Origin of the sequence: Kitasatospora sp. NBC_00315 (assembly GCF_041435095.1) — a bacterium.
In the GTDB taxonomy this organism is placed as follows: Bacteria; Actinomycetota; Actinomycetes; order Streptomycetales; family Streptomycetaceae; genus Kitasatospora.
Genome location: NZ_CP108025.1, coordinates 5,066,464 through 5,090,482 on the forward strand (window position 1 = coordinate 5,066,464; position 24,019 = coordinate 5,090,482).

The 24,019-nt window shown below is 73.1% G+C and carries 20 protein-coding genes; 12 read left to right on the forward strand and 8 right to left on the reverse strand.

Annotation, left to right across the window (positions count from 1 at the left end):
* Positions 1-10: 10 nt before the first annotated feature.
* On the reverse strand, positions 11-784 hold the full coding sequence (locus OG823_RS21025; protein ID WP_371481120.1) for an SDR family NAD(P)-dependent oxidoreductase: 774 nt from the start codon (positions 782-784) through the stop codon (positions 11-13).
* A 191-nt stretch (positions 785-975) separates the two neighbouring features.
* Between OG823_RS21025 and OG823_RS21030 the strand changes: the two genes are divergently transcribed.
* On the forward strand, positions 976-2,565 hold the full coding sequence (locus OG823_RS21030; RefSeq protein WP_371481121.1) for a methylmalonyl-CoA mutase: 1,590 nt from the start codon (positions 976-978) through the stop codon (positions 2,563-2,565).
* Positions 2,566-2,631: 66 nt separating this feature from the next.
* Here OG823_RS21030 and OG823_RS21035 read toward each other — a convergent pair whose 3' ends face one another.
* Positions 2,632-4,692 carry a protease pro-enzyme activation domain-containing protein gene (locus OG823_RS21035; RefSeq protein WP_371481122.1) on the reverse strand — a complete coding sequence of 687 codons (2,061 nt, stop codon included), beginning with the start codon at positions 4,690-4,692 and terminating at the stop codon, positions 2,632-2,634.
* A 533-nt stretch (positions 4,693-5,225) separates the two neighbouring features.
* On the opposite strand from OG823_RS21035, the gene OG823_RS21040 reads away from it, so the two are divergent.
* The 7 genes from OG823_RS21040 to OG823_RS21070 all read left to right on the forward strand — a co-directional run bounded on the left by OG823_RS21040 (position 5,226) and on the right by OG823_RS21070 (position 14,152).
* Entirely contained in the window at positions 5,226-6,440 is a 1,215-nt protein-coding gene (locus tag OG823_RS21040) for an amidohydrolase (RefSeq protein ID WP_371484574.1), read from the forward strand.
* Positions 6,441-6,889: 449 nt separating this feature from the next.
* Positions 6,890-7,948 carry a BMP family protein gene (locus tag OG823_RS21045; protein ID WP_371481123.1) on the forward strand — a complete coding sequence of 353 codons (1,059 nt, stop codon included), beginning with the start codon at positions 6,890-6,892 and terminating at the stop codon, positions 7,946-7,948.
* Between the two features lie 339 nt (positions 7,949-8,287).
* Positions 8,288-9,907, forward strand: a complete 1,620-nt coding sequence (locus OG823_RS21050; RefSeq protein ID WP_371484576.1) for an ABC transporter ATP-binding protein — start codon at positions 8,288-8,290, stop codon at positions 9,905-9,907.
* A gap of 5 nt (positions 9,908-9,912) precedes the next feature.
* Positions 9,913-11,100: an ABC transporter permease gene (locus OG823_RS21055; protein ID WP_371481124.1), complete on the forward strand. Its 1,188-nt coding sequence runs from the start codon at positions 9,913-9,915 to the stop codon at positions 11,098-11,100.
* Entirely contained in the window at positions 11,097-12,365 is a 1,269-nt protein-coding gene (locus OG823_RS21060) for an ABC transporter permease (RefSeq protein WP_371481125.1), read from the forward strand. The genes OG823_RS21055 and OG823_RS21060 overlap by 4 nt, the downstream gene beginning before the upstream one ends.
* Positions 12,362-12,757 carry a cytidine deaminase gene (locus OG823_RS21065; protein WP_371481126.1) on the forward strand — a complete coding sequence of 132 codons (396 nt, stop codon included), beginning with the start codon at positions 12,362-12,364 and terminating at the stop codon, positions 12,755-12,757. Before OG823_RS21060 ends, OG823_RS21065 begins: the two co-directional genes overlap by 4 nt.
* Positions 12,758-12,874: 117 nt before the next feature.
* Complete coding sequence (locus OG823_RS21070; protein ID WP_371481127.1) at positions 12,875-14,152, forward strand: thymidine phosphorylase; 1,278 nt, start codon at positions 12,875-12,877, stop codon at positions 14,150-14,152.
* 139 nt (positions 14,153-14,291) lie between these two features.
* On the opposite strand, the gene OG823_RS21075 is transcribed toward OG823_RS21070, so the two are convergent.
* Positions 14,292-15,623, reverse strand: a complete 1,332-nt coding sequence (locus OG823_RS21075; protein ID WP_371481128.1) for an MFS transporter — start codon at positions 15,621-15,623, stop codon at positions 14,292-14,294.
* A 119-nt stretch (positions 15,624-15,742) separates the two neighbouring features.
* Between OG823_RS21075 and OG823_RS21080 the strand changes: the two genes are divergently transcribed.
* The 3 genes from OG823_RS21080 to OG823_RS21090 all read left to right on the forward strand — a co-directional run bounded on the left by OG823_RS21080 (position 15,743) and on the right by OG823_RS21090 (position 18,618).
* On the forward strand, positions 15,743-16,708 hold the full coding sequence (locus OG823_RS21080) for a LysR family transcriptional regulator (RefSeq protein ID WP_371484578.1): 966 nt from the start codon (positions 15,743-15,745) through the stop codon (positions 16,706-16,708).
* Positions 16,709-16,861: 153 nt separating this feature from the next.
* Positions 16,862-18,010 carry an adenosine deaminase gene (locus tag OG823_RS21085; protein ID WP_371481129.1) on the forward strand — a complete coding sequence of 383 codons (1,149 nt, stop codon included), beginning with the start codon at positions 16,862-16,864 and terminating at the stop codon, positions 18,008-18,010.
* A 233-nt stretch (positions 18,011-18,243) separates the two neighbouring features.
* A complete protein-coding gene (locus OG823_RS21090; RefSeq protein ID WP_371481130.1) occupies positions 18,244-18,618 on the forward strand; it encodes a hypothetical protein in 375 nt (124 codons plus the stop codon).
* A gap of 95 nt (positions 18,619-18,713) precedes the next feature.
* Here OG823_RS21090 and OG823_RS21095 read toward each other — a convergent pair whose 3' ends face one another.
* From OG823_RS21095 to OG823_RS21115, 5 genes are all read right to left on the reverse strand, one after another.
* Positions 18,714-18,896 (reverse strand): PspC domain-containing protein, encoded by a 183-nt coding sequence (locus OG823_RS21095; RefSeq protein WP_371481131.1) that lies wholly within the window; start codon positions 18,894-18,896, stop codon positions 18,714-18,716.
* A 187-nt stretch (positions 18,897-19,083) separates the two neighbouring features.
* Positions 19,084-19,704: a VanZ family protein gene (locus tag OG823_RS21100; RefSeq protein WP_371481132.1), complete on the reverse strand. Its 621-nt coding sequence runs from the start codon at positions 19,702-19,704 to the stop codon at positions 19,084-19,086.
* A gap of 115 nt (positions 19,705-19,819) precedes the next feature.
* Positions 19,820-20,251, reverse strand: a complete 432-nt coding sequence (locus OG823_RS21105) for a hypothetical protein (protein WP_371481133.1) — start codon at positions 20,249-20,251, stop codon at positions 19,820-19,822.
* The gene (locus OG823_RS21110; RefSeq protein ID WP_371481134.1) at positions 20,248-21,750 is read right to left on the reverse strand and encodes an ATP-binding protein; all 1,503 of its coding nucleotides are present in this window, start codon (positions 21,748-21,750) and stop codon (positions 20,248-20,250) included. Before OG823_RS21110 ends, OG823_RS21105 begins: the two co-directional genes overlap by 4 nt.
* Before the next feature lie 77 nt (positions 21,751-21,827).
* Positions 21,828-22,505 (reverse strand): response regulator, encoded by a 678-nt coding sequence (locus tag OG823_RS21115; RefSeq protein WP_371481135.1) that lies wholly within the window; start codon positions 22,503-22,505, stop codon positions 21,828-21,830.
* Positions 22,506-22,954: 449 nt separating this feature from the next.
* On the opposite strand from OG823_RS21115, the gene OG823_RS21120 reads away from it, so the two are divergent.
* Entirely contained in the window at positions 22,955-23,809 is an 855-nt protein-coding gene (locus OG823_RS21120; RefSeq protein ID WP_371484581.1) for a SigE family RNA polymerase sigma factor, read from the forward strand.
* Positions 23,810-24,019: the final 210 nt, after the last annotated feature.

Genomic DNA, 24,019 nt, shown 5'->3' on the forward strand with positions numbered 1-24,019 from the left:
GGTCCGTCCGTCAGACCCGGTGCACCTTGTGGTTGGCGGCCTGGGCCCGCGGGCGGACCACCAGCAGGTCGATGTTGACGTGCGCGGGCCTGGTGACCGCCCAGGCGATGGTGTCCGCGACGTCGTCCGAGGTCAGCGGCTCCTCGACGCCCGCGTAGACGGCCGCGGCCTTCTGCTCGTCCCCGCGGAACCTGGTCACCGCGAAGCCCTCGGACCGCACCATGCCCGGCGCGATCTCGATCACCCGGATCGGCTCGCCGCACAGTTCCAGGCGCAGCGTCGCCGCGATGGTGTGCGCGGCGTGCTTGGCGGCCACGTAGCCGCCGCCGCCCTCGTACGCCGTGATGGCGGCCGTGGAGGAGAGGATCAGCACGGTGGCGTCCCCGCCGGCGCGCAGGGCGGGCAGCAGGGCCTGCGTGACGTGCAGTACGCCGAGCACGTTGACCTGGTACATCGCCAGCCAGTCGGCCGGGTCGCCGGCCTCCACCGACTCCGCGCCGACGGCGCCGCCGGCGTTGTTGACCAGGACGTCCACCCGGCCGAGCGCGGCCGCGAAGGCGTCCACGGCGGGCCGGTCCGTCACGTCCAGGGTGAACGCGCGGGCGCTGCCGCCCGCCTCGGCGATCTCCTTCGCCAGTGCCTCGATCCGCTCGGTGCGTCGCGCGGTCAGCACCACGTCGAAGCCCTCGGCGGCCAGCCGGCGGGCCGTCGCCGCGCCGATCCCGCTGCTGGCACCGGTGACCACGGCCACCTTCTGCTCGGACAATGCCGCCTGCTCGGACACGACCACTCCTCGGACGAGACTTCTCGGATGTTCGTACCAGTGTCTCAAGCCGTTGTTGCCGGGGTGTTGTGCGTCCGCCCCGCTCGTGGCGGCCGGGCGGGCGGCCGCCCGCGCACTAGATTGCGAAGTGTCGGCCGAGCGTGACCCACGGTGACGCAGGCACCTGCGCCCCCGTGACCTGTGGAGACCTCATGGCAGCCGAGCCCCGCCGCACCGAGTCGGGCCTGCCCGTCGAGCCCGTGTACGGCCCGCAGGCGCAGGCCGGCTGGGATCCCGCGCGGGCGCTCGGAGCGCCGGGCGAGTACCCGTACACCCGGGGCGTGTACCCGTCGATGTACACCGGCCGGCCCTGGACGATGCGCCAGTACGCCGGGTTCGGCACGGCCGCGGAGTCCAACGACCGCTACCGGCGGCTGATCGCGGGCGGCGGGACCGGGCTGTCGGTCGCCTTCGACCTGCCGACCCAGATGGGCCACGACTCCGACGCGCCGCTCGCCGCCGGTGAGGTCGGCCGGGTCGGGGTGGCCGTGGACAGCGTCGAGGACATGCAGGTGCTGTTCGACGGCATCCCGCTGGGCGAGGTCTCCACCTCGATGACCATCAACGCGCCCGCCGCCCTGCTCCTGCTGCTCTACCGGCTGGTCGGCGAGGCGCAGGGGGTGGCGCCCGGCCGGCTCACCGGCACGGTCCAGAACGACGTGTTGAAGGAGTACATCTCGCGGGGCACGTACATCTTCCCGCCCAGGGCCTCGCTGCGGCTGGTCGCGGACGTCTTCCGGTACTGCCGGGCCGAGATCCCGAAGTGGAACACCATCTCCATCTCCGGCTACCACATGGCCGAGGCCGGCGCCGATCCGGCGCAGGAGATCGCCTTCACCCTCGCCAACGGCATCGAGTACGTCCGGACCGCCCTCGCGGCCGGCATGGCCGTGGACGACTTCGCGCCCCGGCTGTCCTTCTTCTTCGTCGCCCGCACCACGCTGCTGGAGGAGGTCGCCAAGTTCCGGGCCGCCCGCCGGATCTGGGCCCGGGTGATGCGTGAGGACTTCGGCGCCCGCGACCCGAGGTCGATGATGCTGCGCTTCCACACCCAGACGGCCGGTGTGCAGCTCACCGCGCAGCAGCCCGAGGTCAACCTGGTGCGGGTGTCGGTGCAGGCGCTGGCGGCGGTGCTGGGCGGCACGCAGTCGCTGCACACCAACAGCTTCGACGAGGCCATCGCGCTGCCCACCGAGAAGGCCGCCCGGCTGGCGCTGCGCACCCAGCAGGTGCTGGCGTACGAGACGGACGTCACCGCCACGGTGGACCCGTTCGCCGGCTCCTACGCCGTCGAGGCGCTGACCGACGAGGTCGAGGCCCTCGCCCTCGCCCTGATGGCCCGGATCGAGGAGATGGGCGGGGCGGTCGCGGCGATCGAGCGGGGCCACCAGAAGTCCGAGATCGAACGGACGGCCTACCGGATCCAGCAGGACACGGACTCCGGGCGGCGCACCGTGGTCGGCGTCAACCGTTTCGCCCTGGACGTGGAGGAGCCCTACCGGCCGCTGCGGATCGACCCGGGGGTCGAGGCCCGCCAGGCGGCGCGGCTGGCCGCGCTCCGGGCCGGCCGGGACGGCTCGGCCGTCCGCCGGACGCTGGACGCGCTGCGCCGGGCGGCCGAGGGGACGGAGAACGTGCTGTACCCCATGAAGGACGCGCTCGCCGCCCGCGCGACCGTCGGAGAGGTCTGCGACGCGCTGCGCGGCGTCTGGGGCACGTACGCCCCGGTCGAGCGGTTCTGAGCGGACGGCGGGGAGCCGGTGGGGGCCCTCGACCGGCCCCCACCGGCTCCCCGGTGGATCGGTGGATCAGTGGCGGCGAAGCCGGAAGGACGCGAAGAAGTCCCGGCCCGGGGTGCCCACTCCGGTCGCGGTGTCGTAGCCCGCGGTGGCCTTCAGGCCGTAGTCGGCGGCCACCTTGTAGAGGCGGACCTTCAGCACACCGCCGACCGTGCCGAGGTCGACGACGTTGCCGAACTTGTTGTGCACGGCCGCGTCGTCCACGTCGTGGAAGGCGCCGGTGCCGGCCCGGTCGTAGATCGCCGGGTTGGCGAAGCCGAGGGCCCGGCCGCCGCGCTCCTCGATGGCGCCGGCCTGCATCGCGGCGTACTCGGGCGCGGAGACCGAGGTGCCGCCGTAGCCGCCCTCGCTGTACGCGCCGTCGGCGGTGTAGCCGACCAGGGTGGAGGCCACCAGGTCACCGCTCATCGCGACGTCGGGGGTGGCCCGCAGCGGGGTCGCGGACTTCGTGCCGTCGGCCGCCACGGTCGCGATCGCGTCGGGCACCACGCCCTGCTGGTACCAGGGCTGCGGGAAGTCCTTGGAGACGCCGCCGCCACCGCCGAAGTAGAAGAAGCCGGGGAACGGCGTCCAGGACTTCTGGTCGGCCGAGAGCACCGAGCGCTGGTCGCCCATCGAGACCTCGTGGCCGTAGTGGCCGGCCTTGTCGGCGAGTTCGAGGGTCGAGCCGCCGACCGAGGTCACCCACGGCGAGGCGGACGGCCAGTCGGCCTGCGCCTGGTCGGTGTCCGTCTGGCAGTTGGCGCCGGTCGCCGCCGCGCCGGGGGAGCTGTCGCCGCAGTCGCCGCTGGAGAAGGTGAAGCCGATCCCCTGCACCGCGCCGAGCTGGAAGATCTGGTTGTCGGCGGCGACCACCGCGGGGTCGATGTCCCCGCTGGTGCCGTGCATGATCTCGCCCCAGGAGTTGGAGACCACGTCGGCCAGGTGCTCGTCGACGACCTTCGCCATCGCGGAGTTGAGGTCCTCGTCGTAGCAGGAGTTCGCGCCGACGTAGACCACGTTCGCGTCCGGTGCCAGGCCGTGCACCATCTCCACGTCGAGCGCCTGCTCGCCGGACCAGTCGCCGCACTCGGCGGTGTGCGCCCACTTGTCGGGGGTGACCGACTCGCTGTACTGGCCGGCGGCGAACGGCTGGTCACCGTGCAGGGTGGAGAAGTGGTTCGCGTCCGCCTCCATGGTGCTCAGGCCGTACGCGTCGATGATGGCGACCCGGGCGCCCTTGCCACCGACCTTCGCCTCGCTCACGCCGTAGGCCTTGCGCAGCTGGGAGGGCACGTACGAGCAGGGCGCGAACGGGTCGTTCTTCTCGTACCCGGCCGGGGCGCCCTTGGCGGTCTTCGAGCCGTAGCCGTCCTCGGAGCAGGTCGGGTCGGCGGGAAGGCTCGCGGCCGGCTTCTTGGCGGCCGCGACGTCGGGCGCGGCGGTCCTGGCGGCGGCGGCCTCGGCCTCCTTCACCGGGACGGCGGTCGAGGAGGCCTTGCGCACGGTGTCGCTGAGCCCGCCGACCGCGAGCACCGAGCGGGCGACCGACGCCGGGACGACCGCGTCGGCGGCCGGGGCCCGGTGGGTGCCGTCCGGCGTCCGGTAGTTGTGGAACGGGGCGCCGAACGCCCTGCTCAGCGCGGCGGTCGGGCCGGAGACCTGCACGTAGTGCGCGGTGGTCGCGGTGACGGTGAGGCCCGCGCCGGTCAGCCAGTCGGTGACGGCCTTGACCTGGGCGGGCGTCGCGCCGAACCGGGCCTGCACGTCGGAGGTGGACAGGAACCGTCCGTACGAGGGCGAGTCGACGTCCGACACGGCGCGGGCCAGGGCGGCGAGGCCGGCCTGGTCCTGCCCGGCCAGGTAGACCCGCGCGGTGGCCGGGGTGGCGTCGGCGACCGCGCCGGCGTCGGCCGCCGGGGTGGCCCAGGCGGGGTGGGAGCCGGTGAGCTCCTTCGCGGTGTCCGGTCCGGCGACCGGGGACGCGGCGCTCGCGGGGCCGGCGACCGACAGGGCGCCCAGGGCGAGCGCGGCGGCGGCGGGCACCGCCACGGCTATCCGGGACAGCCGGGTGCGTACGGCTCGTGGCACGTGGGTTCTCCACTCTCGAAGCAGCAGGACCGCCGGGGTGCCTTCGTGAGGTCCCGGTGGTACAGGTGTGTATGCGAACCGCGGCGGTGCGCGGTACGAGGACATGGGTCATCGCACCGGGGCGGCGGAGCCGTCCGGATACGGAAGTTGACTGGGCAGCAGATGACTGTGCGGTAGCTGTCTATTCGCCCTGGTGTGCGCACCTCAAGAGCGCGGCCGAAAGCTTTGCCGACGCATGACCGACCCGAGAGATGATCGTGAAACACGCGCTGCACCGCGCCGTCATGTGCGCGCGGGAGGCTGGGGGCGGGCCGTGTCCGTCCGGGCGGGCGTTCGTTGCACAGGGCAGGATCACCGGGAAGGCGAACCTGAACGAGATGTCATACCCAACTGCCGGGCCGGTATGCGCCCATCCGGGGACTTCTTCCCGGGAAGAGGGGCCAAATCCCCCACACGGGCCTACCCTTGTAGGGGTGAACGATCCTCAAGCCCCCGAACAGGCCACACCCGTCGCCCCGCGTCCCGCTGCCGATCTGCGCACCCGGGTACGGGCCTTCGAGGCTGAACTGATCGCCTTCCGCCGCGACCTCCACCGGCACCCGGAGCTCGGCCGCCAGGAGGTCCGCACCACCGCGCTGCTGCGCGACCGGATGGTCGCCGCGGGCCTCGCGCCCCGGGTACTGCCCGGCGGCACCGGGATGACGGTCGACATCGTGCCGCCCGGCACCCCGGCCGGTACGCCGCTGCTGGCCTTCCGGGCCGACATCGACGCGCTGCCGATCGACGACGCGAAGACGGACGCGCCCTACCGCTCCACCGTGCCCGGCCGCGCCCACGCCTGCGGTCACGACGTGCACACCTCCGTCCTGCTGGGCACCGCGCTGGTGCTGGCGGGCGCCGCCCGTTCGGGTGAGCTGCGCCGTCCCGTCCGGCTCATCTTCCAGCCCGCCGAGGAGGTGATGCCCGGCGGTGCGCTGGACGTCATCAAGGCCGGCGGGATGGACGGCGTCGGCCGGATCTTCGCGGTGCACTGCGACCCCAGGGTGGCCGTCGGGCGGATCGGCCTCAAGGTCGGCGCCATCACCTCGGCCTGCGACCGTCTGGTGCTCCACCTGGACGGCCCCGGGGGCCACACCGCCCGGCCGCACCTGACCACCGACCTGGTCACCGCCGTCGCCCGGATGGCGACCGACCTGCCGGCCGTGCTCGCCCGCCGGATGGATCCGCGCTGGGGCGTCAGCCTGGTCTGGGGCCGGATCGCCTCCGGTTCGGCGGCGAACGTCATCCCCCAGCACGCCGAGCTGGAGGGCACCGTCCGCTGCCTGGAGCTGCCGGGCTGGCGCGAGGCGCCGGACCACCTGCACGAGCTGATCGCCAAGATGGCCGAGACCAGCCGGGCCAAGTGGACGCTCGACTACCACCGGGGGGTGCCGCCGGTGGTCAACGAGGCGGTCTCGATCGCCCAGCTGGACGCGGCGATGACCGCCCGCTTCGGCGGGCCGGACTCCCGGGACGCGGACGGCCGGGCCGTGCAGGTGGTCGAGGAGACCGAGCAGAGCCTCGGCGGCGAGGACTTCTCCTGGTACCTGGAGCACGCCCCCGGCGCGCTGGCCAGGCTCGGGGTCCGGGCCCCGGAGGACGGCACGGTGCGGGATCTGCACCAGGGCCGCTTCGACGTCGACGAGCGGGCGATCGGGATCGGCGTCGAACTCTTCGCCGCCCTCGCGCTGGAGCACGCCACGGCCTGAGTCCCGACCCGGCCGGGCTCCGGCCGGGCCGGCCGCAGTCGTCGCCGTGGCCGGCCCGGCCGGCGGGCGCGCCGTGATCCCCGCCGGTGCGCCCCCGGGCCCGCGCCGCCCGCTCTGTCCGCTCTGTCCGCTCTGTCCGGTCCGGCTCCGGTCCGGCTCCGGTCCGGCTTCGGTCCGGCTCCGGTCCGGCTCCGGTCCGCGCGACTGCGGCCCGGAGTCCGGCTTCTTCTGACCGGGTTCGAACAGATCTGTCAGGTTCCCGACCGCTTTCGCTTGGATGTCCGGCTCCCGCCGGTAACACTGGGAGTCGAAATTGGTCCCGCACCCCTGGTGGCACGGTTTGATAACAACCCGGATGCCCGAACGAGCCGTAACACAACCGTGTTCTACGCGCGTTACGGTGGCGTCCGACCACGCTAAACGGGTGCGTGTGAGAAGGAGATACTCCCTTGCGCCGTTCTACTAAGCTCGCCGCGGTTGTGCTCTCGGGTTCCCTGGGCATTGCCTCGCTCGCCGCTTGCGGCGCAAAGAGCACCGACGACACTTCCGCTTCCGCCGGTGCCTCCGGCTCCGGCCTCAAGGTCGGCATGGCCTACGACATCGGTGGCCGCGGCGACCAGTCGTTCAACGACTCCGCCGCGCGCGGCCTCGACAAGGCCAAGGCCGACCTCGGGGTGCAGATCACCGAGGCCGACGCCAAGACCGGTGAGGCCGAGGCCGACAAGGAGACCCGGCTCGCCAGCCTGGTCACCGGTGGCTACAACCCGGTCATCGCGGTCGGCTTCGTCTACCAGGCCGCGGTCGAGAAGGTTGCCAAGGAGCACCCGGACGTCAAGTTCGCGATCATCGACTCGTCCTCCACCACGCAGCCGTCGAACGTCACCTCGCTGACGTTCTCGGAGCAGGAGGGCTCGTACCTGGCCGGCGTCGCCGCCGCCAGCAAGACGAAGACCAAGCACGTCGGCTTCATCGGCGGCGTGCAGTCCGAGCTGATCAAGAAGTTCGAGGCCGGTTACAAGGCGGGTGTGAAGTCGGTCGACCCGAGCATCGCGGTCGAGACCACCTACCTCACCACTCCGCCGGACTTCACCGGCTTCTCCTCGCCCGACAAGGGCAAGGAGGCCGCGCAGGGCCAGCTCGACAAGGGCGCCGACGTGATCTACGCCGCCGCCGGCTCCTCCGGCAGCGGCTCCATCGAGGCCGTCTCCCAGAAGCCGAACACCTGGGCCATCGGCGTCGACTCCGACCAGGCGGCCCAGCCGGCCCTGGCGAAGTACAAGAACAGCATCCTCACCTCCATGGTGAAGAACGTCGACACCTCGGTGTTCACGTACATCAAGTCGGTCAAGGACGGCTCGCCGTTCACCGGGGTCAAGAACTTCGACCTCAAGGCCGACGGTGTCTCGCTCGCCACCACCGGTGGTCACATCGACGACATCAAGTCCCAGCTGGACGCCGCCGCCACCGCGATCAAGAGCGGCGCGACCACCGTCCCGACCGCCCCGTAAGGCTCGCGGAACCGGACGTCGTTACCGCTGCCACCTGCTCGGCAGCGGGATGATTGACGCAGCATCAGGGAGGGGCCCGGCCGGGTGCGCTCAGCGCGTACCCCCGGGCCCCGTCCCGTACCCCCACCGTTTTTGGCCCTCCAGCGCAACGACGCGCCTCCAGACCACCAGGAGATCGCCATCACCGCTTCCGACGCCGCCCCCAGTACGGGCGGTACCCCCAGCGCGGGGACGGCGACACCGGCCGTCGAACTGCGCGGCATCACCAAGCGCTTCCCCGGCGTCGTGGCCAACCACGACATCGACATCACCGTGCGGCGTGGCACCGTGCACGCGCTGATGGGCGAGAACGGGGCGGGCAAGTCCACCCTGATGAAGATCCTCTACGGGATGCAGCGTCCCGACGAGGGCACCATCGCGGTCGACGGTGAACTCGTCGAGTTCCACACCCCCGCCGACGCCATCGCGCGCGGCATCGGCATGGTGCACCAGCACTTCATGCTCGCCGACAACCTCACCGTCTGGGAGAACGTCGTCCTGGGCGGCGAGAAGCTGTACGGCATAGGAGCGAAGGCGCGGGCGAAGATCCGCGAGATCTCCGACCAGTACGGTCTGGGCGTGCGCCCCGACGTGCTGGTCGAGGACCTCGGCGTCGCCGACCGCCAGCGGGTCGAGATCCTCAAGGTGCTCTACCGGGGTGCCCGGATCCTGATCCTGGACGAGCCCACCGCCGTCCTGGTGCCGCAGGAGGTCGACGCGCTCTTCGCCAACCTGCGGGAGCTCAAGGCCGAGGGCGTCACCGTCATCTTCATCTCGCACAAGCTGCACGAGGTGCTCTCGGTGGCCGACGCGATCAGCGTCATCCGCCGCGGCACCACCGTGGGCGACGCCGACCCGAAGGACGTCACCGCCCGCCGGCTCGCCGAGATGATGGTCGGCGCGGAGCTGCCCTCCCCGGAGAGCCGCGAGAGCACCGTCACCGACGTGGAGATGCTCCGGGTCGAGGGCCTGCGGATCGCCAAGGCCGACGCCGAGGGCATCGAGCGGGTCGTCCTGGACGACATCACGCTGCGCATCCGCAAGGGCGAGATCCTCGGCATCGCCGGGGTCGAGGGCAACGGCCAGGCCGAGCTGGTCGAGGCCGTGATGGGCATGCTGGCGCTGGACGCCGGCTCCGTCACCCTCGACGGCAAGGACCTCTCCGGTGCGCAGACCCGGGCCCGCCGCGAGGCCGGCATCGGCTACATCCCCGAGGACCGCCACCGCCACGGCCTGCTGCTGGAGGCCCCGCTCTGGGAGAACCGGATCCTCGGGCACGTCACCGAGGCGCCGAACTCCAGGGGCCCGCTGCTCGACGCGGCCGGCGCCCGCAGGGACACCCTGCGGATCGTCGAGGAGTACGACGTCCGCACCCCGGGCATCGAGGTCACCGCGGCGTCGCTCTCCGGCGGCAACCAGCAGAAGCTGATCATCGGCCGCGAGATGAGCCACCACCCCAAGCTGCTGATCGCCTCCCACCCCACCCGGGGTGTGGACGTCGGCGCGCAGGCGCAGATCTGGGAGCAGATCCGCTCCGCCCAGCGCGAGGGCCTGGCCGTCCTGCTGATCTCCGCCGACCTGGACGAGCTGATCGGCCTCTCCGACACAATCCGGGTGATCTACCGCGGCCGCCTGGTCGCGGACGCCGACCCGGCCACCGTCACCGCCGAGGACCTCGGCACCGCGATGACCGGTGCCGCGGCGGGCCACATCGAGTCGGCGCCGGAGGCGGTGGCCGAGGACCGTGCCCTCGCTCTCGACGGCACCGATGCCGCGCCGTCCGATGCCGTGTCGTCCGAGACCGCCGCGCCGTCCGAGACCGTGCCGTCCGAGACCGCCGCGCCGTCCGAGAGCGCGTCGTCCGGCGCCGCCGCGGACGAGACCACCGAGACCGCCGACGACCCGCAGGCGGGGGAGTAACCCACATGACCAGTCCCAACCCCGCCCAGGGCGCCCCGGCCGGGTCCGCCCCGGCCGGCCCGGCGAAGGCCAAGCGGTTCGACGTCGAGCGCATCGTGCTCGGCCTCGCCGCGCCGGTGCTCGCCGTGCTGCTGTCGCTGGTGATCTGCTCGATCCTGCTGCTGATCTCCGGCAAGAACCCGTTCGACGCCTTCAACGTCATGCTGACGTACGGCACCAAGTCGGACGCCCAGGTGCTGACCCTCAACCGGGCCACCGTGTACTACCTGGCGGCCGCCGCCGCGGCCTTCGGCTTCCGGATGAACCTGTTCAACATCGGTGTCGAGGGCCAGTACCGGATCGCGGCCCTGTTCGCCGCGTTCGTCGGCAGCCAGGTCGACCTGCCCTCGTTCATCCAGATCCCGCTGCTGCTGGTGACCGCCATGCTGGTCGGCGGTCTCTGGGCGAGCATCGCGGGCCTGCTCAAGGTCTACCGCGGTGTCAGCGAGGTCATCTCGACCATCATGCTGAACGCCATCGCCAGCGCGGTGGTCGGTCTGCTGCTGGTGCCGGGCATCTTCGCACCGCAGAAGGGCACCACCACCAACAGCATCCAGACCGACCCGATCTCGGCCTCCAGCCACTTCTTCTCGATCGAGACGGCCGGCGGCACGCTCTGGGGCTTCATCGTGATCGCCGTGATCGTCGGGGTGCTGTTCCAGTTCACCCTCAACCGGACGCGCTTCGGCTTCGACCTGCGGGCCACCGGCCGCTCGGAGAGCGCCGCCACCGCGTCGGGTGTCAACGTCAAGCGCATGGTGCTCACCAGCATGTGCGTCTCCGGTGCGCTGGCCGGTCTGATCGGTCTGCCGGACCTGCTGCAGAACTCGTACTCGTACGGCCAGAGCTTCCAGGCGGGCCTCGGCTTCACCGGCATCGCGGTGGCCCTGCTCGGACGCAACAGCCCGATCGGGATGGTCTTCTCGGCGCTCCTGTTCGCCTTCCTGGACGTCAGCGGCACCCAGCTGCCGCTGCCCAAGAACGGTGACTTCCCGTTCGAGATCGTCGCCGTCATGCAGGGCGCCATCGTCATCTGTGTCGTCGTCGCCTACGAGCTGGTGCGCCGTTACGGCCTCAAGCGCCAGCAGCAGAGGGTCGGCGCCGAACTCGCCGCGCTGGCCGCGTCGGCCGCCAAGAAGGAGGTGTCCGCATGAGCACCGCAACCGTCGCTCGCCCCAAGACGCCGGGCAGTGCGCCCGCCAAGAAGCGGAAGCTCTCGCTGCCGGTGGTGCTGCTGCTGATCGCGGGCACCCTGGTGCTGTTCTCCGCGGTCGGGATGGCCACCGGGAACCACAGCCTGACGTCCTCCGGTCAGATCACCGCCGCGCTCGGCGCCGCCGTGCCGATCGGCATGGCCGGTCTCGGCGGTCTCTGGTCCGAGCGGGCCGGCGTGGTCAACATCGGCCTCGAAGGCATGATGATCGCCGGCACCTTCTGCGGTGCCTGGGCGGGCTACCTGGTCAACCCCTGGTTCGGCCTGCTGGCCGGCATGCTCGGCGGTGCGCTCGGCGGCCTGCTGCACGCGCTCGTCACCGTGACCTTCGGGGTGGACCACATCGTCTCCGGTGTCGGTATCAACCTGTTGATCCCCGGCATCTGCGCGTACGTCAACAAGATCTACTACAAGGACTACATCCCGTTCGGCGCCGGCGCCAACCAGTCGCCGCCCGCCGATCCGCTGCCGTACATCACCGTCCCGGGGCTCTCGCCCTGGCTGAAGACGGTGGAGAGCCACCACTGGTTCCTGGTCTCGGACGTGGCCGGTGTGGTCGGCGGCCTGGTCACCAACCTGTCGGTGGTCATCCTGCTGGCGGCGGCCCTGATCGTGGTCAGCTACTTCGCGCTCTGGCGCACGGTCTTCGGCCTGCGGCTGCGCTCCTGCGGCGAGAACCCGACGGCGGCCGAGTCGCTGGGTGTCAACGTCTACAAGTACAAGTACCTCGCGGTGATCGCCTCGGGTGCCTTCGCGGGCCTCGGCGGGGCGTACCTCTCACTGGTCGCGGCGCACTTCTACAAGGACGGCCAGACGCTCGGCCGCGGTTACATCGGTCTCGCCGCGATGATCTTCGGCAACTGGATGCCGGGCGGTCTCGCCGTCGGCGCCGGCCTGTTCGGCTTCACCGACAGCCTCCAGCTGCGCGACCCGGAGTCGGTGCACGTGCTGATCCTGGTGGTCTCGCTGGCGATGGCGCTGTTCGCGCTCTGGCAGGTGTACCGGCGCAAGTTCGTCGCCGCCGCGATCAGCATCGTGGTGGCCGGCGGCCTCGGCGCCTGGTACGCGCTGACCGACGAGGTGCAGCGGCCGCTGATCGTGGCGACGCCGTACGTGATCACCCTCGTGGTGCTCGCGCTGGCCTCGCAGCGGCTCCGGCCGCCGAAGGCGGACGGCCAGATCTACCGCAAGGGGCAGGGCAAGTGACGGCCGCCGCGGAGATCGACTGGGAGAAGCTGCGCGACGTCGCGCGCGACGCCATGGCGCACGCGTACGCCCCGTACAGCAAGTTCCCGGTCGGCGCGGCCGCGCTGGTCGACGACGGACGGACCGTCAGCGGCTGCAACGTGGAGAACGCCTCGTACGGACTCGGCCTCTGCGCCGAGTGCGGCCTGGTCTCCGCGCTGCACGCCTCCGGCGGTGGCCGGCTGGTGGCGTTCACCTGCGTCGACGGCGCCGGTGACCTGCTGGTGCCCTGCGGGCGCTGCCGCCAGCTGCTGTACGAGCACGGCGGCCCCGAGCTGCTGGTGGACCTGCCGTCCGGCCTGCGGCCGATGAGCGAGGTGCTCCCCGAGGCGTTCGGGCCCGAGCACCTGTAGCTCCCCGGAGCGGCTCTGGCCGATCCGTTTGTTACGCGCGTAGAGTGTCGCGGGACGACTGTGCCGACCCAGTCGTCCCGCGACACTCTTCGCTTTTCGACCCTCTTGGAGAACCCTATGGACGCCCCCTCCGTCATCAGGACCAAGCGCGACCGCGGAGAGTTGACCGACCCGCAGATCGACTGGGTGATCGACGCCTACACCCGCGGCGAGGTCGCCGACGAGCAGATGTCCGCGCTGGCCATGGCGATCCTGCTGAACGGCATGAACCTGCGCGAGATCAGCCGCTGGACGGACGCGATGATCCGCTCCGGCGTCCGGATGGACTTCTCCGCCCTCCCACTGCCGACCTCCGACAAGCACTCCACCGGCGGCGTCGGCGACAAGATCACCCTGCCGCTCGCCCCGCTGGTCGCCGCCTGCGGCGCCGCCGTCCCGCAGCTCTCCGGCCGGGGCCTGGGCCACACCGGCGGCACCCTCGACAAGCTGGAGTCGATCCCCGGCTGGCGGGCACTGCTCTCCAACGACGAGATGATGCACGTGCTGCGCGAGGCCGGCGCGGTCATCTGCGCGGCGGGCGACGGTCTGGCCCCCGCCGACAAGAAGCTGTACGCGCTGCGCGACGTCACCGGCACGGTCGAGGCGATCCCGCTGATCGCCAGCTCGATCATGTCCAAGAAGATCGCCGAGGGCACCGGGGCGCTGGTGCTCGACGTCAAGGTCGGCTCCGGCGCCTTCATGAAGAACCTCGCCGACGCCCAGGAGCTGGCCCGCACCATGGTCGGCCTCGGCACGGCCGCCGGCGTCAACACCGTCGCCCTGCTCACCGACATGTCCACCCCGCTCGGTCTGACCGCCGGCAACGCGCTGGAGGTCCGCGAGTCCGTCGAGGTGCTGGCCGGTGGCGGCCCCGCCGACGTCGTCGAGCTGACCCTCGCGCTCGCCCGCGAGATGCTCGCCGCCGCGGGCGTCCACGGCAAGGACCCGGCCGACGCCCTGCGCGACGGCTCCGCCATGGACCACTGGCGCCGCATGATCGGCGCCCAGGGCGGCGACGTCGACGCCCCGCTGCCCGTCGCGCGTGAGCAGCACGTGATCACCGCCCCCGCCTCCGGTGTCCTCACCACCCTGGACGCGTACGCGGTGGGTGTCTGCGCCTGGCGCCTGGGCGCCGGCCGCGCCCGCAAGGAGGACCCGGTGCAGGCCGGAGCCGGTGTGGAGATGCACGCCAAGCCCGGCGACACGGTGGTGGCCGGCGCGCCGCTGCTCACCCTGCACACCGACACCCCGGAGCGCTACGACTACGCGATCCAGGCGCTGGCCGGCGCCGTCGTGGTCGCTCCGGCGGGCACGGCGTACACGCCGAAGCCGATCGTGCTGGACCGGATCGCCTGATCCGTCGTCCTGCGCCCGTGCGGGCTCCTCACGCGTACGGGCGCAGGACACCGGTGTCGGGGGGCCACGGGCCGACGCCGACCGTGCCGCCGAGGGCGAGCGGGTTGCGCGGACCGGGCGAACACGGCGGGCTCGGTGCTCATGCCCCGAGCGTGTCGACGGTCATGCCGCGCCGGGCCCGGACCGCCTGCCGGGTGGCGTACAGCGTCACGCCCGCCGCCAGCGTCATCGCGGTGAGACCGACGACGGCCGCGCCGTCCCAGCCGACCGCGTGGTAGGCGTCGGCGCCGACGGTTCCGCCGAGGCTGTTCCCGAGGTAGTAGGCGATCAGGTAGAGCGCGGAGGCCTGGGCCCGGCCGTGGGTGGCGGTCCGGCCCACCGAGCCGGAGGCGGTGGCGTGGCCGGCGAAGAAGCCGCCGGTGATCAGGACGAGGCCGAGCAGGGTGGCGAGCAGCGAGTCGCCGAGCGAGAGCAGCAGGCCCGCCGCGGTGACACCGATCGCGACGTACAGGGCCCCGCGCCGGCCGAGCCGGCCGGACAGCCGCCCGGCGGCGGCCGAGGTGGCGGTGCCGACCAGGTAGACCACGAAGATCGAGGCGGCGACCGACTCCGGCAGGTCGAACGGTTCGGCGATCAGCCGGTAGCCGACGGTGTTGTAGACGGCGCCGAAGACCGCCATGAAGAGCATCCCCAGCAGGTAGAGCCGCACCAGCAGCGGATTGCGCAGGTGTCCGGTGACGGTCCGGGCGAGGGCGCGGGCGTCCACCGGCGCGGGGCGGAAGTTGCGGGCGGCGGGGATCAGCAGGCGGAAGGCCAGTGCGGCGAGCAGGGCGAAGGCGGCGGAGGCCGCCAGACCCCAGCGCCAGCCCCAGGCGGCGGCGGTCCAGCCGGAGAGCAGTCGCCCGCCCATCCCGCCGATGCTGTTGCCGGCGACGTACAGGCCCATCGCGGAGGCCAGCGCGTTGGGGTGGATCTCCTCGGCGAGGTAGGCCATCGCGGTGGCGGGCAGGCCGGCGAGCGCGGCGCCCTGCACGATCCGCAGCACGACCAGGGTGCCCAGGTCGGGAGCGAAGGGCAGCGCGAGGGCGAGCACGGAGGCGGCGAGCACCGAGGCGGTCATCACCGCGGTGCGCCCGTACCGGTCGGACAGCGCGCTGGCGGGCAGCAGGCCCAGCGCCAGGCCGAGGGTCGCGGCCGAGGCGGTCCAGCTGGCCTGGCCGGGCGTCAGGGCGAGGTCGGCCGAGAGGACCGGCAGCAGGCCCTGGGTGGAGTACAGCAGGACGAAGGTCGCGACGCCGGCGGCGAACAGGGCGAGGTTGGCGCGTCGGAACGCGCGGTCGCCGGGCCGGTGGCGCCGGTCCGCGCCGCCCGGGGCATCGGGGGCGCCGTCGGCGGCGGTGGCAGGGAGCGGCTGGATGAGGGCACCCGTCGGCACGGTGGTCGCGGCTGCCCCGGTACTGGCGGCTGGCATGCCATGAAATTACGACCGGCCCCGCTGATGCGTCCAATACATGGTTGACTCGCTGTCGATACGAGAGCGTATGAGTGGAGGTGGCGGCCCCGGCCGCCGCCGGAGCGGACGGGGCGCACGTGACGTACGGCACCGAAGGCGGCGCGCAGGCGCCGGGGGCGCCCGCCGATCCGGCGCCCGGCGCGGCGGCGGCGCTGCTGGCGCCCAGGCTGGCGCAGTTCGCGGCGGTGGCCCGGCTGGAGCACGTGACGCAGGCGGCGCGGCTGCTGGGCATGCCGCAGCCGACGCTGTCCAGGGCGGTGGCCGCGATGGAGCGGGATCTCGGGGTCGACCTGCTGGTCCGTCAGGGCCGCACGGTCCGCCTGACCAGGGCGGGCGCTCTGCTGCTGGCCTCGGTCGAACGGGCCCTGGCGGAGCTCGAACGGGGCGCGGAGGCAGCGCGGGCGGAGGCCGATCCGGCGAGCGGCCGGGTGGCGTTCGGCTTCCTGCACACGATGGGGACGGACGCGGTGCCGGCCCTGCTGCGCGGATTCCGGGCGGTGCAGCCGCAGATCCGCTTCCAGCTGGTGCAGGACTACACGGCGGCGATGCTGGAGCGGCTGCGCGCCGGGGAGCTGGATCTCTGTCTGGTCTCCCCGCTGCCGGAGGCACCGGACCTGACGGCCCGCCCGCTGGACGAGCAGCGGCTGACGCTGGTGGTCCCGGCGGACCACCGGCTGGCGGCCCGGCGGCGGATCCGGCTGGCCGAGGTGGCGCGGGAGCCGTTCGTGGCGGTGGAACAGGGCTACGGGCTGCGGGCGATCACGGACGGGTTCTGCGCGGAGGCCGGCTTCGTTCCGCGGATCGCCTTCGAGGGCGAGGAGGCCGAGACGCTGCGCGGGCTGGTCGCGGCCGGGTTGGGGGTGGCACTGCTGCCGCCCGCGCTGGTGGCCAGGCCCGGTGTGGTGGAGTTGGAGGTGACCGCGCCGCGCACCCGGCGGGCGATCGGGCTGGCCTGGGCGACGGGCCGGCCGCTGACGCCCCCGGTGGAGGTGTTCCGCGACTTCGTGCTGTCCCGGCGGGGGCGGCTGCTGGACCACGGTTGAGCGCTCGCGGCGGCGCCCGCCCGGGCACGGGCGGGTGCTCCGGTGCCTCTCCTCGCGCGGACCGGGGCTCTTCGGTGGAACCCGGGGGCCGGATTCGACGCCGGGCCGCGATGATGCTAGGAAATCTACGCGCGTAGGAGCTACACTCCCGCAATGGAGAAGCAGATCCCCGCCGCCGCGGGCACCACCGGCCCCCGCATCCCCACCCCCGACCAGATCGCCCGTGCTCCGAAGGTGCTGCTGCACGACCACCTCGACGGTGGACTGCGGCCCGAGACCGTCGTCGAGCTGGCCGCCGCGTGCGGGTACGAGGGGCTTCCCACCACCGACCCCGCCAAGCTCGGGCTCTGGTTCCGCGAGGCCGCCGACTCCGGCTCCCTGGTCCGCTACCTGGAGACCTTCGCGCACACCTGCGCCGTGATGCAGACCCGCGAGGCGCTGGTCAAGGTCGCCGCCGACTGCGCCGAGGATCTCGCCGCGGACGGTGTGGTCTACGCCGAGGTCCGCTACGCCCCCGAACAGCACCTGGAGGGCGGCCTCACCCTGGACGAGGTCGTCGAGGCGGTCAACGAGGGCTTCCGGCTCGGCGAGGCCGACGCCCGCGCGGCCGGCCACCGGATCCGGGTCGCCGCCCTGCTCACCGCGATGCGGCACGCCGCCCGCTCGCAGGAGATCGCCGAGCTGGCGAACCGCTACCGGGACCACGGCGTGGTCGGTTTCGACATCGCCGGCGCCGAGGCGGGCCACCCGCCGACCCGCCACCAGGGCGCGTTCGACTACCTCAAGGGTGAGAACAACCACTTCACCATCCACGCCGGCGAGGCCTTCGGGCTGCCGTCCATCTGGGAGGCCCTGCAGTGCTGCGGCGCCGACCGACTCGGCCACGGCGTGCGGATCATCGACGACATCACGGTGGCCGAGGACGGCGGCGTCGAGCTCGGCCGGCTCGCCGCGTACGTGCGCGACAAGCGCATCCCGCTGGAGATGTGTCCGACCTCCAACCTCCAGACGGCGGCGGCGTCCTCCTACGCCGAGCACCCGATTGGCCTGCTCAGCCGCCTGAAGTTCCGGGTCACCGTCAACACCGACAACCGGCTGATGAGCGGTACCAGCATGAGCAGGGAGTTCGGCCACCTGGTGGAGGCGTTCGGCTACCGGCTGGGCGACATGGAGTGGTTCACCGTCAACGCGATGAAGTCGGCGTTCCTGCCCTTCGACGAGCGGCTCGCGATGATCAACGACGTGATCAAGCCGGGTTACGCCGAGCTCAAGGCGGAGTGGCTGTTCAGCGTCGGCGACTGAGCCCGGCGGGACGGCCCGCACCCCTCGTCGGCCGGTCGGGCGGGCGCCGTCGGCGCGCCCTCGCCCGGCTGGTGGCGCTCATCCGACAAGTAAGCCGTGTGAGTGAACGGGCTTTGATGCGCACGCGACGCAGTCACTACGGTGTGCCAGTCATTGCTGACACGGTGTGGCGGCGGGCCTCCTTCGGTGCGCCCGCACGCCGCCCACCGACGAGGACTCAAGGGGACCAACTCATGAAGCAGGCCACTCTCAAGGTTGCCGGCGTCGCCGCTCTCGGCGTCGCGATGGCTGCGGCCGCCGCCGGCACCGCATCCGCCGCCCCGGCCGCCGCAGGCGGACTCGGCCTCCCCACCAGCACGCTGACCAACCCGGCCCTGACCGGCGCCGCGACCAACGCGGTGAGCACGCTGCCCGGCGGCGACAAGCTCGCCAGCACGGTCGGCACGCTCAGCCCGAGCTCCGGCCAGGCGGTGCCCCCGGAGCTGGCCTCCGTCACCTCCGCCCCGGCCGACCGCGCGGGCGTGCCGTCCGTCCCGGGCCTGAGCAGCACCCCGGTCGGCGGCCTCACCGGAGTGCTCGGCGGCGCCGGTCTGCCGCTGGGCGGCTGACGCACGGCGAACGGTACGCGTACGGCGCCGGGCCGCCCGCCCCCGGGGTTCGGGGGCGGGCGGCCCGGCGCCGTACACCGCTGGGGTGCGGTGGCTCACGGCTCCTGCGGCAGCACCAGCCACAGCGCCAGGTACACCAGGAACTGCGGGCCGGGCAGCAGGCAGGAGACCAGGAAGAGCACCCGGACGGTCCACGGGGTGAGGCCGAAGCGCTCGGCGATCCCGGCGCAGACGCCGGCGATGACACGGTGGTGGCGGGGGCGGGCGAGGCTGCTCATGGCGGTCTCCGACGAGGTTGCGGCCCGGTTCCGGTCCCTCCGGCGGGCATGTCCCCATCCTGCGGCCGGGCGGTGGCCCCGGGCGTCGGCCGCGAAGCGGATCCCGCCCCCGGCATCTCACCGGGGTGGCGCGGGCGTTCCTCGGGGTGGTTCTCGGGGTTCGTCCCCGAGAAGGCCGGCCCGGTGCTCAGCGGGCCCGGGGAGCCGGACGGCCGTAGACCGGCAGCGGCGCCGGGCGGGCGCCGGGCACCGGCGGCGGAGCCGGCGCCTGCACGGGCGGGCGGGGCCGCGCGGGTGCGGGGACGCGAACGCGTACCGCGTGGCGGCGCAGCAGCGCCCGCCCGGCCGGCACGACGGCGAGATGGACGGAGCAGGCGCCGAGCACGCCCAGCAGGATGTGGTCGACGTCCAGCACGTGACCGGGCACCGAGGAGGCGAGGAACTCCAATGCGGTGGCCAGGACCGCGGACAGGCCCGCGACCCGCAGGAACGAGGGCAGCCAGGGCGCCCGCGCCCGCCCGCCCGCCAGCGGGAGCAGCACCCCGAGCGGGGCCAGCAGCAGCAGCTCGCAGGCCACCCGCCACAGCGCGGCGCCGCCGCCCTCGGCCAGCGCCCGGCGGACCGACCCGAACGGGCTCAGATTGGTGTCGTACACCCAGGTCACCGGCAGTGGCCGCAGGACGAACCAGAGGACCGTCGCCAGGTGGAGCGAGAGGCCGACCAGACCCGCCGTCCGCAGCGGCCGGGACACCACGGGGGCGGACGACGGAACCGCCGCCCGTCCGGCCGGCTCGTTCTCGGTCCGCACTCCGACACGCTCACCGCGTGTGCTGGTGCCATCTCGCTGCACAGCGGGGAGGACGCGACCGGGGGCCGCTGCGGTTCCCGCCGCCCGGGCGCCGGTGTCCGGGCCGGGCGGCCGGTCAGGGGCAGCCGGGCCGGCCGCTGCCGGAGGCGGAGGGCGAGGGCAGGGCGCTGAACAGGCCGTCCGCGGGCGCGGTCGGCGGCGCCTGCGGCGCCGTGTCGGCCCGGGTCTGCGTCCTGGCCGCCGAGGCCTTGGCACCCGGCGCGCCGTTGCCGCGCGCCGTCGACGCGGCGGGTGCGGCCGAGGGGGTGATCACGGCGCCGGGCACCTGCACCGGGCTCGGGCAGGCCGTCCGGCTGGCGGGCCCGCCGGCGTCCACCGGAACGGCGGTGGGCCGGATGCCGCAGCCCGTCGCCGCGGCCGTGACCAGGGCGGCCAGCACCACCGCGCCGACCAGGCCCCGCCGGGCGCGCCGGTGGCCGCCGGGCGCGGGGCGCCGCCGGGGGAGCTGCCGCGGCGGGAGGTGGCGCCGGGTGTGGTGCGCGTTCAACGGGAGTCCTCGTCCTGATCGGCGGGGGGCGGCTGGGTGAGCGGCAGGGTCAGGGTGAAGAGCGCGCCCCGCTCGCCGTTCGCGGCCTCGATGGTGCCGCCGTGTATCCGGGCGTTGGCCATCGCGATCGACAGGCCGAGGCCGCTGCCCTCGGAGCGGGCCCGGCCCTTGTCCGCCTTGTAGAACCGGTCGAACACGTGCGGCAGCACGTCCTCGGGGATGCCGGGCCCGCTGTCGGACACCTCGACGACCACGTTCTCGCCGCGCTCGCGGACCTTGACCCGCACCGGCGAGCCGCCGTGCTTGAGCGCGTTGCCGATCAGGTTGGCGAAGACCACGTCGAGCCGGCGGGGGTCCACCACGGCCCGCACCCCGCGCGGGGCGTCCAGCTCGACCGCGTCGTACCAGGCCCGGCCGTCGATGCAGGACATGATCAGGTCGGCGATGTCCACCTCGTCGGCGACCAGTCTGGCGGTGCCGGCGTCGAAGCGGGTCACCTCCATCAGGTTCTCGACCAGGTCGGAGAGCCGCCGGGTCTCGCTCACGACCAGCCGGACGGCCGGCTCGATCATCGGGTCCAGCGACTCGGCCTCGTCCTCCAGGATGTCCGTCACCGCCGTCATGGCGGTCAGCGGGGTGCGCAGCTCGTGCGACATGTCGGCGACAAAGCGCCGGCTCTGCGCCTCGCGCGCGCTCAACTCCTCGACCTGCTCGTGCAGTGACTGCGCCGTCCGGTTGAACGTCCTGGCCAGATCGGCGAGTTCGTCGGCCCCCTCGACTTCGAGCCGGGTGTCGAGCCGGCCTTCGCCGAGTTGCCGGGCGGCCTCGCCGAGCCGCTTGACCGGCCGCAGCACCGTCGCCGAGGCGGCCTGCGCGAGCAGCGCGGAGCCGATCAGCGCCAGCAGCGTCGCGATGGCCAGCGACCAGCCGAGGGTGTTGAGGTCGGCCCGCTCGTTCTCCAACGACTTGAACATGTACGCGGTCGGGCCGGTCGGTACGACCTTGGTGCCGCCGATCACGAAGGGCCGGCCCGAGAGGTTCTGCCGCTGCCAGTACAGGTGGTACGCGTCGGGGTTGCTCGCCGTCAGTTCGCGCTGCTTGTTCACCGCGGTGCGCAGGGCCGGGGGCACCTGGGCGAGGGTGTAGAGCGAGGGCTCGGAGGAGGCGACGCAGTCCGGCCGGGCGTCGTCGACGACCAGCACGTCGTAGCTGAGTCCGGAGGAGGCCACCTGGTCGGCGAGCCGGGTCAGTTCCTCGCAGGTCGCGCCGAGCGGCAGCTCGGAGACGTTGCGGGTGAGCGAGACCCGGAAGTCGTTGAGGGCGGTGTCCTGGGCGCGTTTGAGCACGGCGTCCCGGTTCAGCCAGTACGCGATCCCGGAGGCCGAGACGGCGGTGGTCAGCGCGACCACGGCGAACACCGCGATCAGCCGTACCCGCAGCGAGCGCAGCCTGCGCCACGGCCCGGTGGCGAACCGCCGGGTCCTCTGATGGTCAGTCACTTCTGCCTGTCGCGTCTCGTCGGGTCGAAGGCACGCCGGGTCACCCGGGGGCCGTGGATCGGTCGGGGCGACCGCGCTCACGCGGGCGGGTCGAGCCGGTAGCCCACCCCGCGCACCGTACGGATCAGGGTCGGCGCCGACGGCACATCCTCCACCTTCGCCCGCAGCCGCTGGACGCAGGCGTCCACCAGCCGCGAATCGCCCAGGTAGTCGTGCTCCCAGACGAGGCGCAGCAGTTGCTGGCGCGACAGTGCCTGGCCCGGCCGGCGGCTCAGCTCCAGCAGCAGCCGCAGTTCGGTCGGCGTCAGCTGGAGGTCCTCGCCGTCCTTGGTGACGGTCATCGCCGAACGGTCGATCACCACCGATCCGTAGATCGACGAGTCGGAGCTCTCCCGCTCGCCGCGGCGCAGCACGGCCCGGATCCGGGCGTCCAGCACCCGCGGCTGCACCGGCTTGACGACGTAGTCGTCGGCGCCCGACTCCAGGCCGACCACCACGTCGATGTCGTCCGAGCGCGCGGTCAGCAGGATGATCGGCAACTGGTCGGTGCGCCGGATCCGGCGGCACACCTCGAATCCGTCGATGCCGGGCAGCATCACATCCAGCACGATCAGGTCCGGACGCTGCTCCTTGAAGAGCTTCAGTCCGTCCTCGCCCGAGGCGGCGGCGGCCACACGGTGGCCCTGGCGGGTGAGAGCGAGTTCGAGGCCGGTCCGGATGGCGTCGTCGTCCTCGATCAGAAGGAGGAAAGGCACGGCCTCATTCTGGCTCACCCGGGCCGCCGAATCACCCCCGTGGGTGCCATGGTGAGCGCCCGCACAGCGGCCGGCGGGACGCGGATCCGCGGGCGGCGCAACCGGAGGGAGCGGTTCGGGCGTCATCGCGAGCGGAGCGGAGGGGGACGGAGCAGGGGTACGGGCCTCGCCTCCCGGCCGCTGTGACAGCCCTGTGACAGTCGGCGGACAGCGCCATCACAACCGGCGGGCAGGATTTTCCATGTCGCCGCAGTACGCAGGGCCCACCGGCCCGGCGGGGCGGCACCAGGAACCGCTCGTACCGATCAAGGGGGCGCACGATGAACGCACCGCTTCAGACCCGGAGCAACCCGGCCGTCCGGAAGCCGCGTTCGTCAGCCGGCACCCAGCCGGTCGGCCACCGCACCCGGTACGAGGTCAGGACCGACGAGACGTCCGGTGCCGTGGTCGTGCGGGGGTGCGCACACAGCACCGGTGGGAACACTGTCGGGCGCCGCGTGGGGGGCGTCGGCAGGACGGGGGAGCTGTACGGGATCGGCCGGCGGGGGAACGCGGCCGACTCCGCCAACACCCTCACGCTGCGGGGAGTCCTCCCCGTACGCGTCGAGGGCAAGGACGCCCCGGGGGGTACGGGGAGCGGCCTGCGGACGTTCGGTTCGGGGGAGCCGGACGGCCGCGCGGCCGCAGGTGCGACGCTGCTGCGGTTGTCTCCCGCGGTGGAGCGCACCGGCGAAGGCGTGCAGGGAGACGCGCAGGGGGAGCACCCGGCCGTCGCGGAGGACCACATCACGGAGTTCACCGCGTACGTGCGCGAGCGCCGCGCCTCCCTGTACGCCACCGCCTACCACCTGACCGGTGACCGCTACGAGGCCGAGGACCTGCTGCAGAGCGCGCTCTTCAGCACCTACCGGGCCTGGGGCCGGATCACCGACAAGGCCGCGGTCGGGGGCTACCTCCGCCGCACCATGACCAACCTGCACATCTCCGCGTGGCGGCGGCGCAAGCTGAACGAGTACCCGACCGAGGAGCTGCCGGAGGCGGTCGGCGACACGGACGCGATGGGCGGCACCGAGCTGCGCGCCGTGCTCTGGCAGGCGCTGGCCAAGCTGCCGGAGAACCAGCGCACGATGCTGGTGCTGCGCTACTACGAGGGCAAGACCGACCCGGAGATCGCCGACGTGCTCGGCATCAGCGTCGGCACCGTCAAGAGCAGCATCTGGCGCGCCCTGCGCCGGCTGCGCGACGACGAGCACCTGAACCGCACCGGTGACACCGCGCACGCCTTCGGCGAGCTGGTGGCGTAACCGGGGACGGGACGGGCGGGGAACACACAGGACTCCCGTCGGGGGACGGGACACCAGGTCGCGGGGATCGCGGCGCCCGCTCGGGGGAGCGGGACGCCGCGGGGGAGCCCGCGCCCGGAGACGGCGGTCGGCCCGGTGCGGGGGAGATGCACCGGGCCGACCGCCGTTTCGTCGGTCCGGGCCCGACGGGCCGGCCCGCGTCCCCCGGGG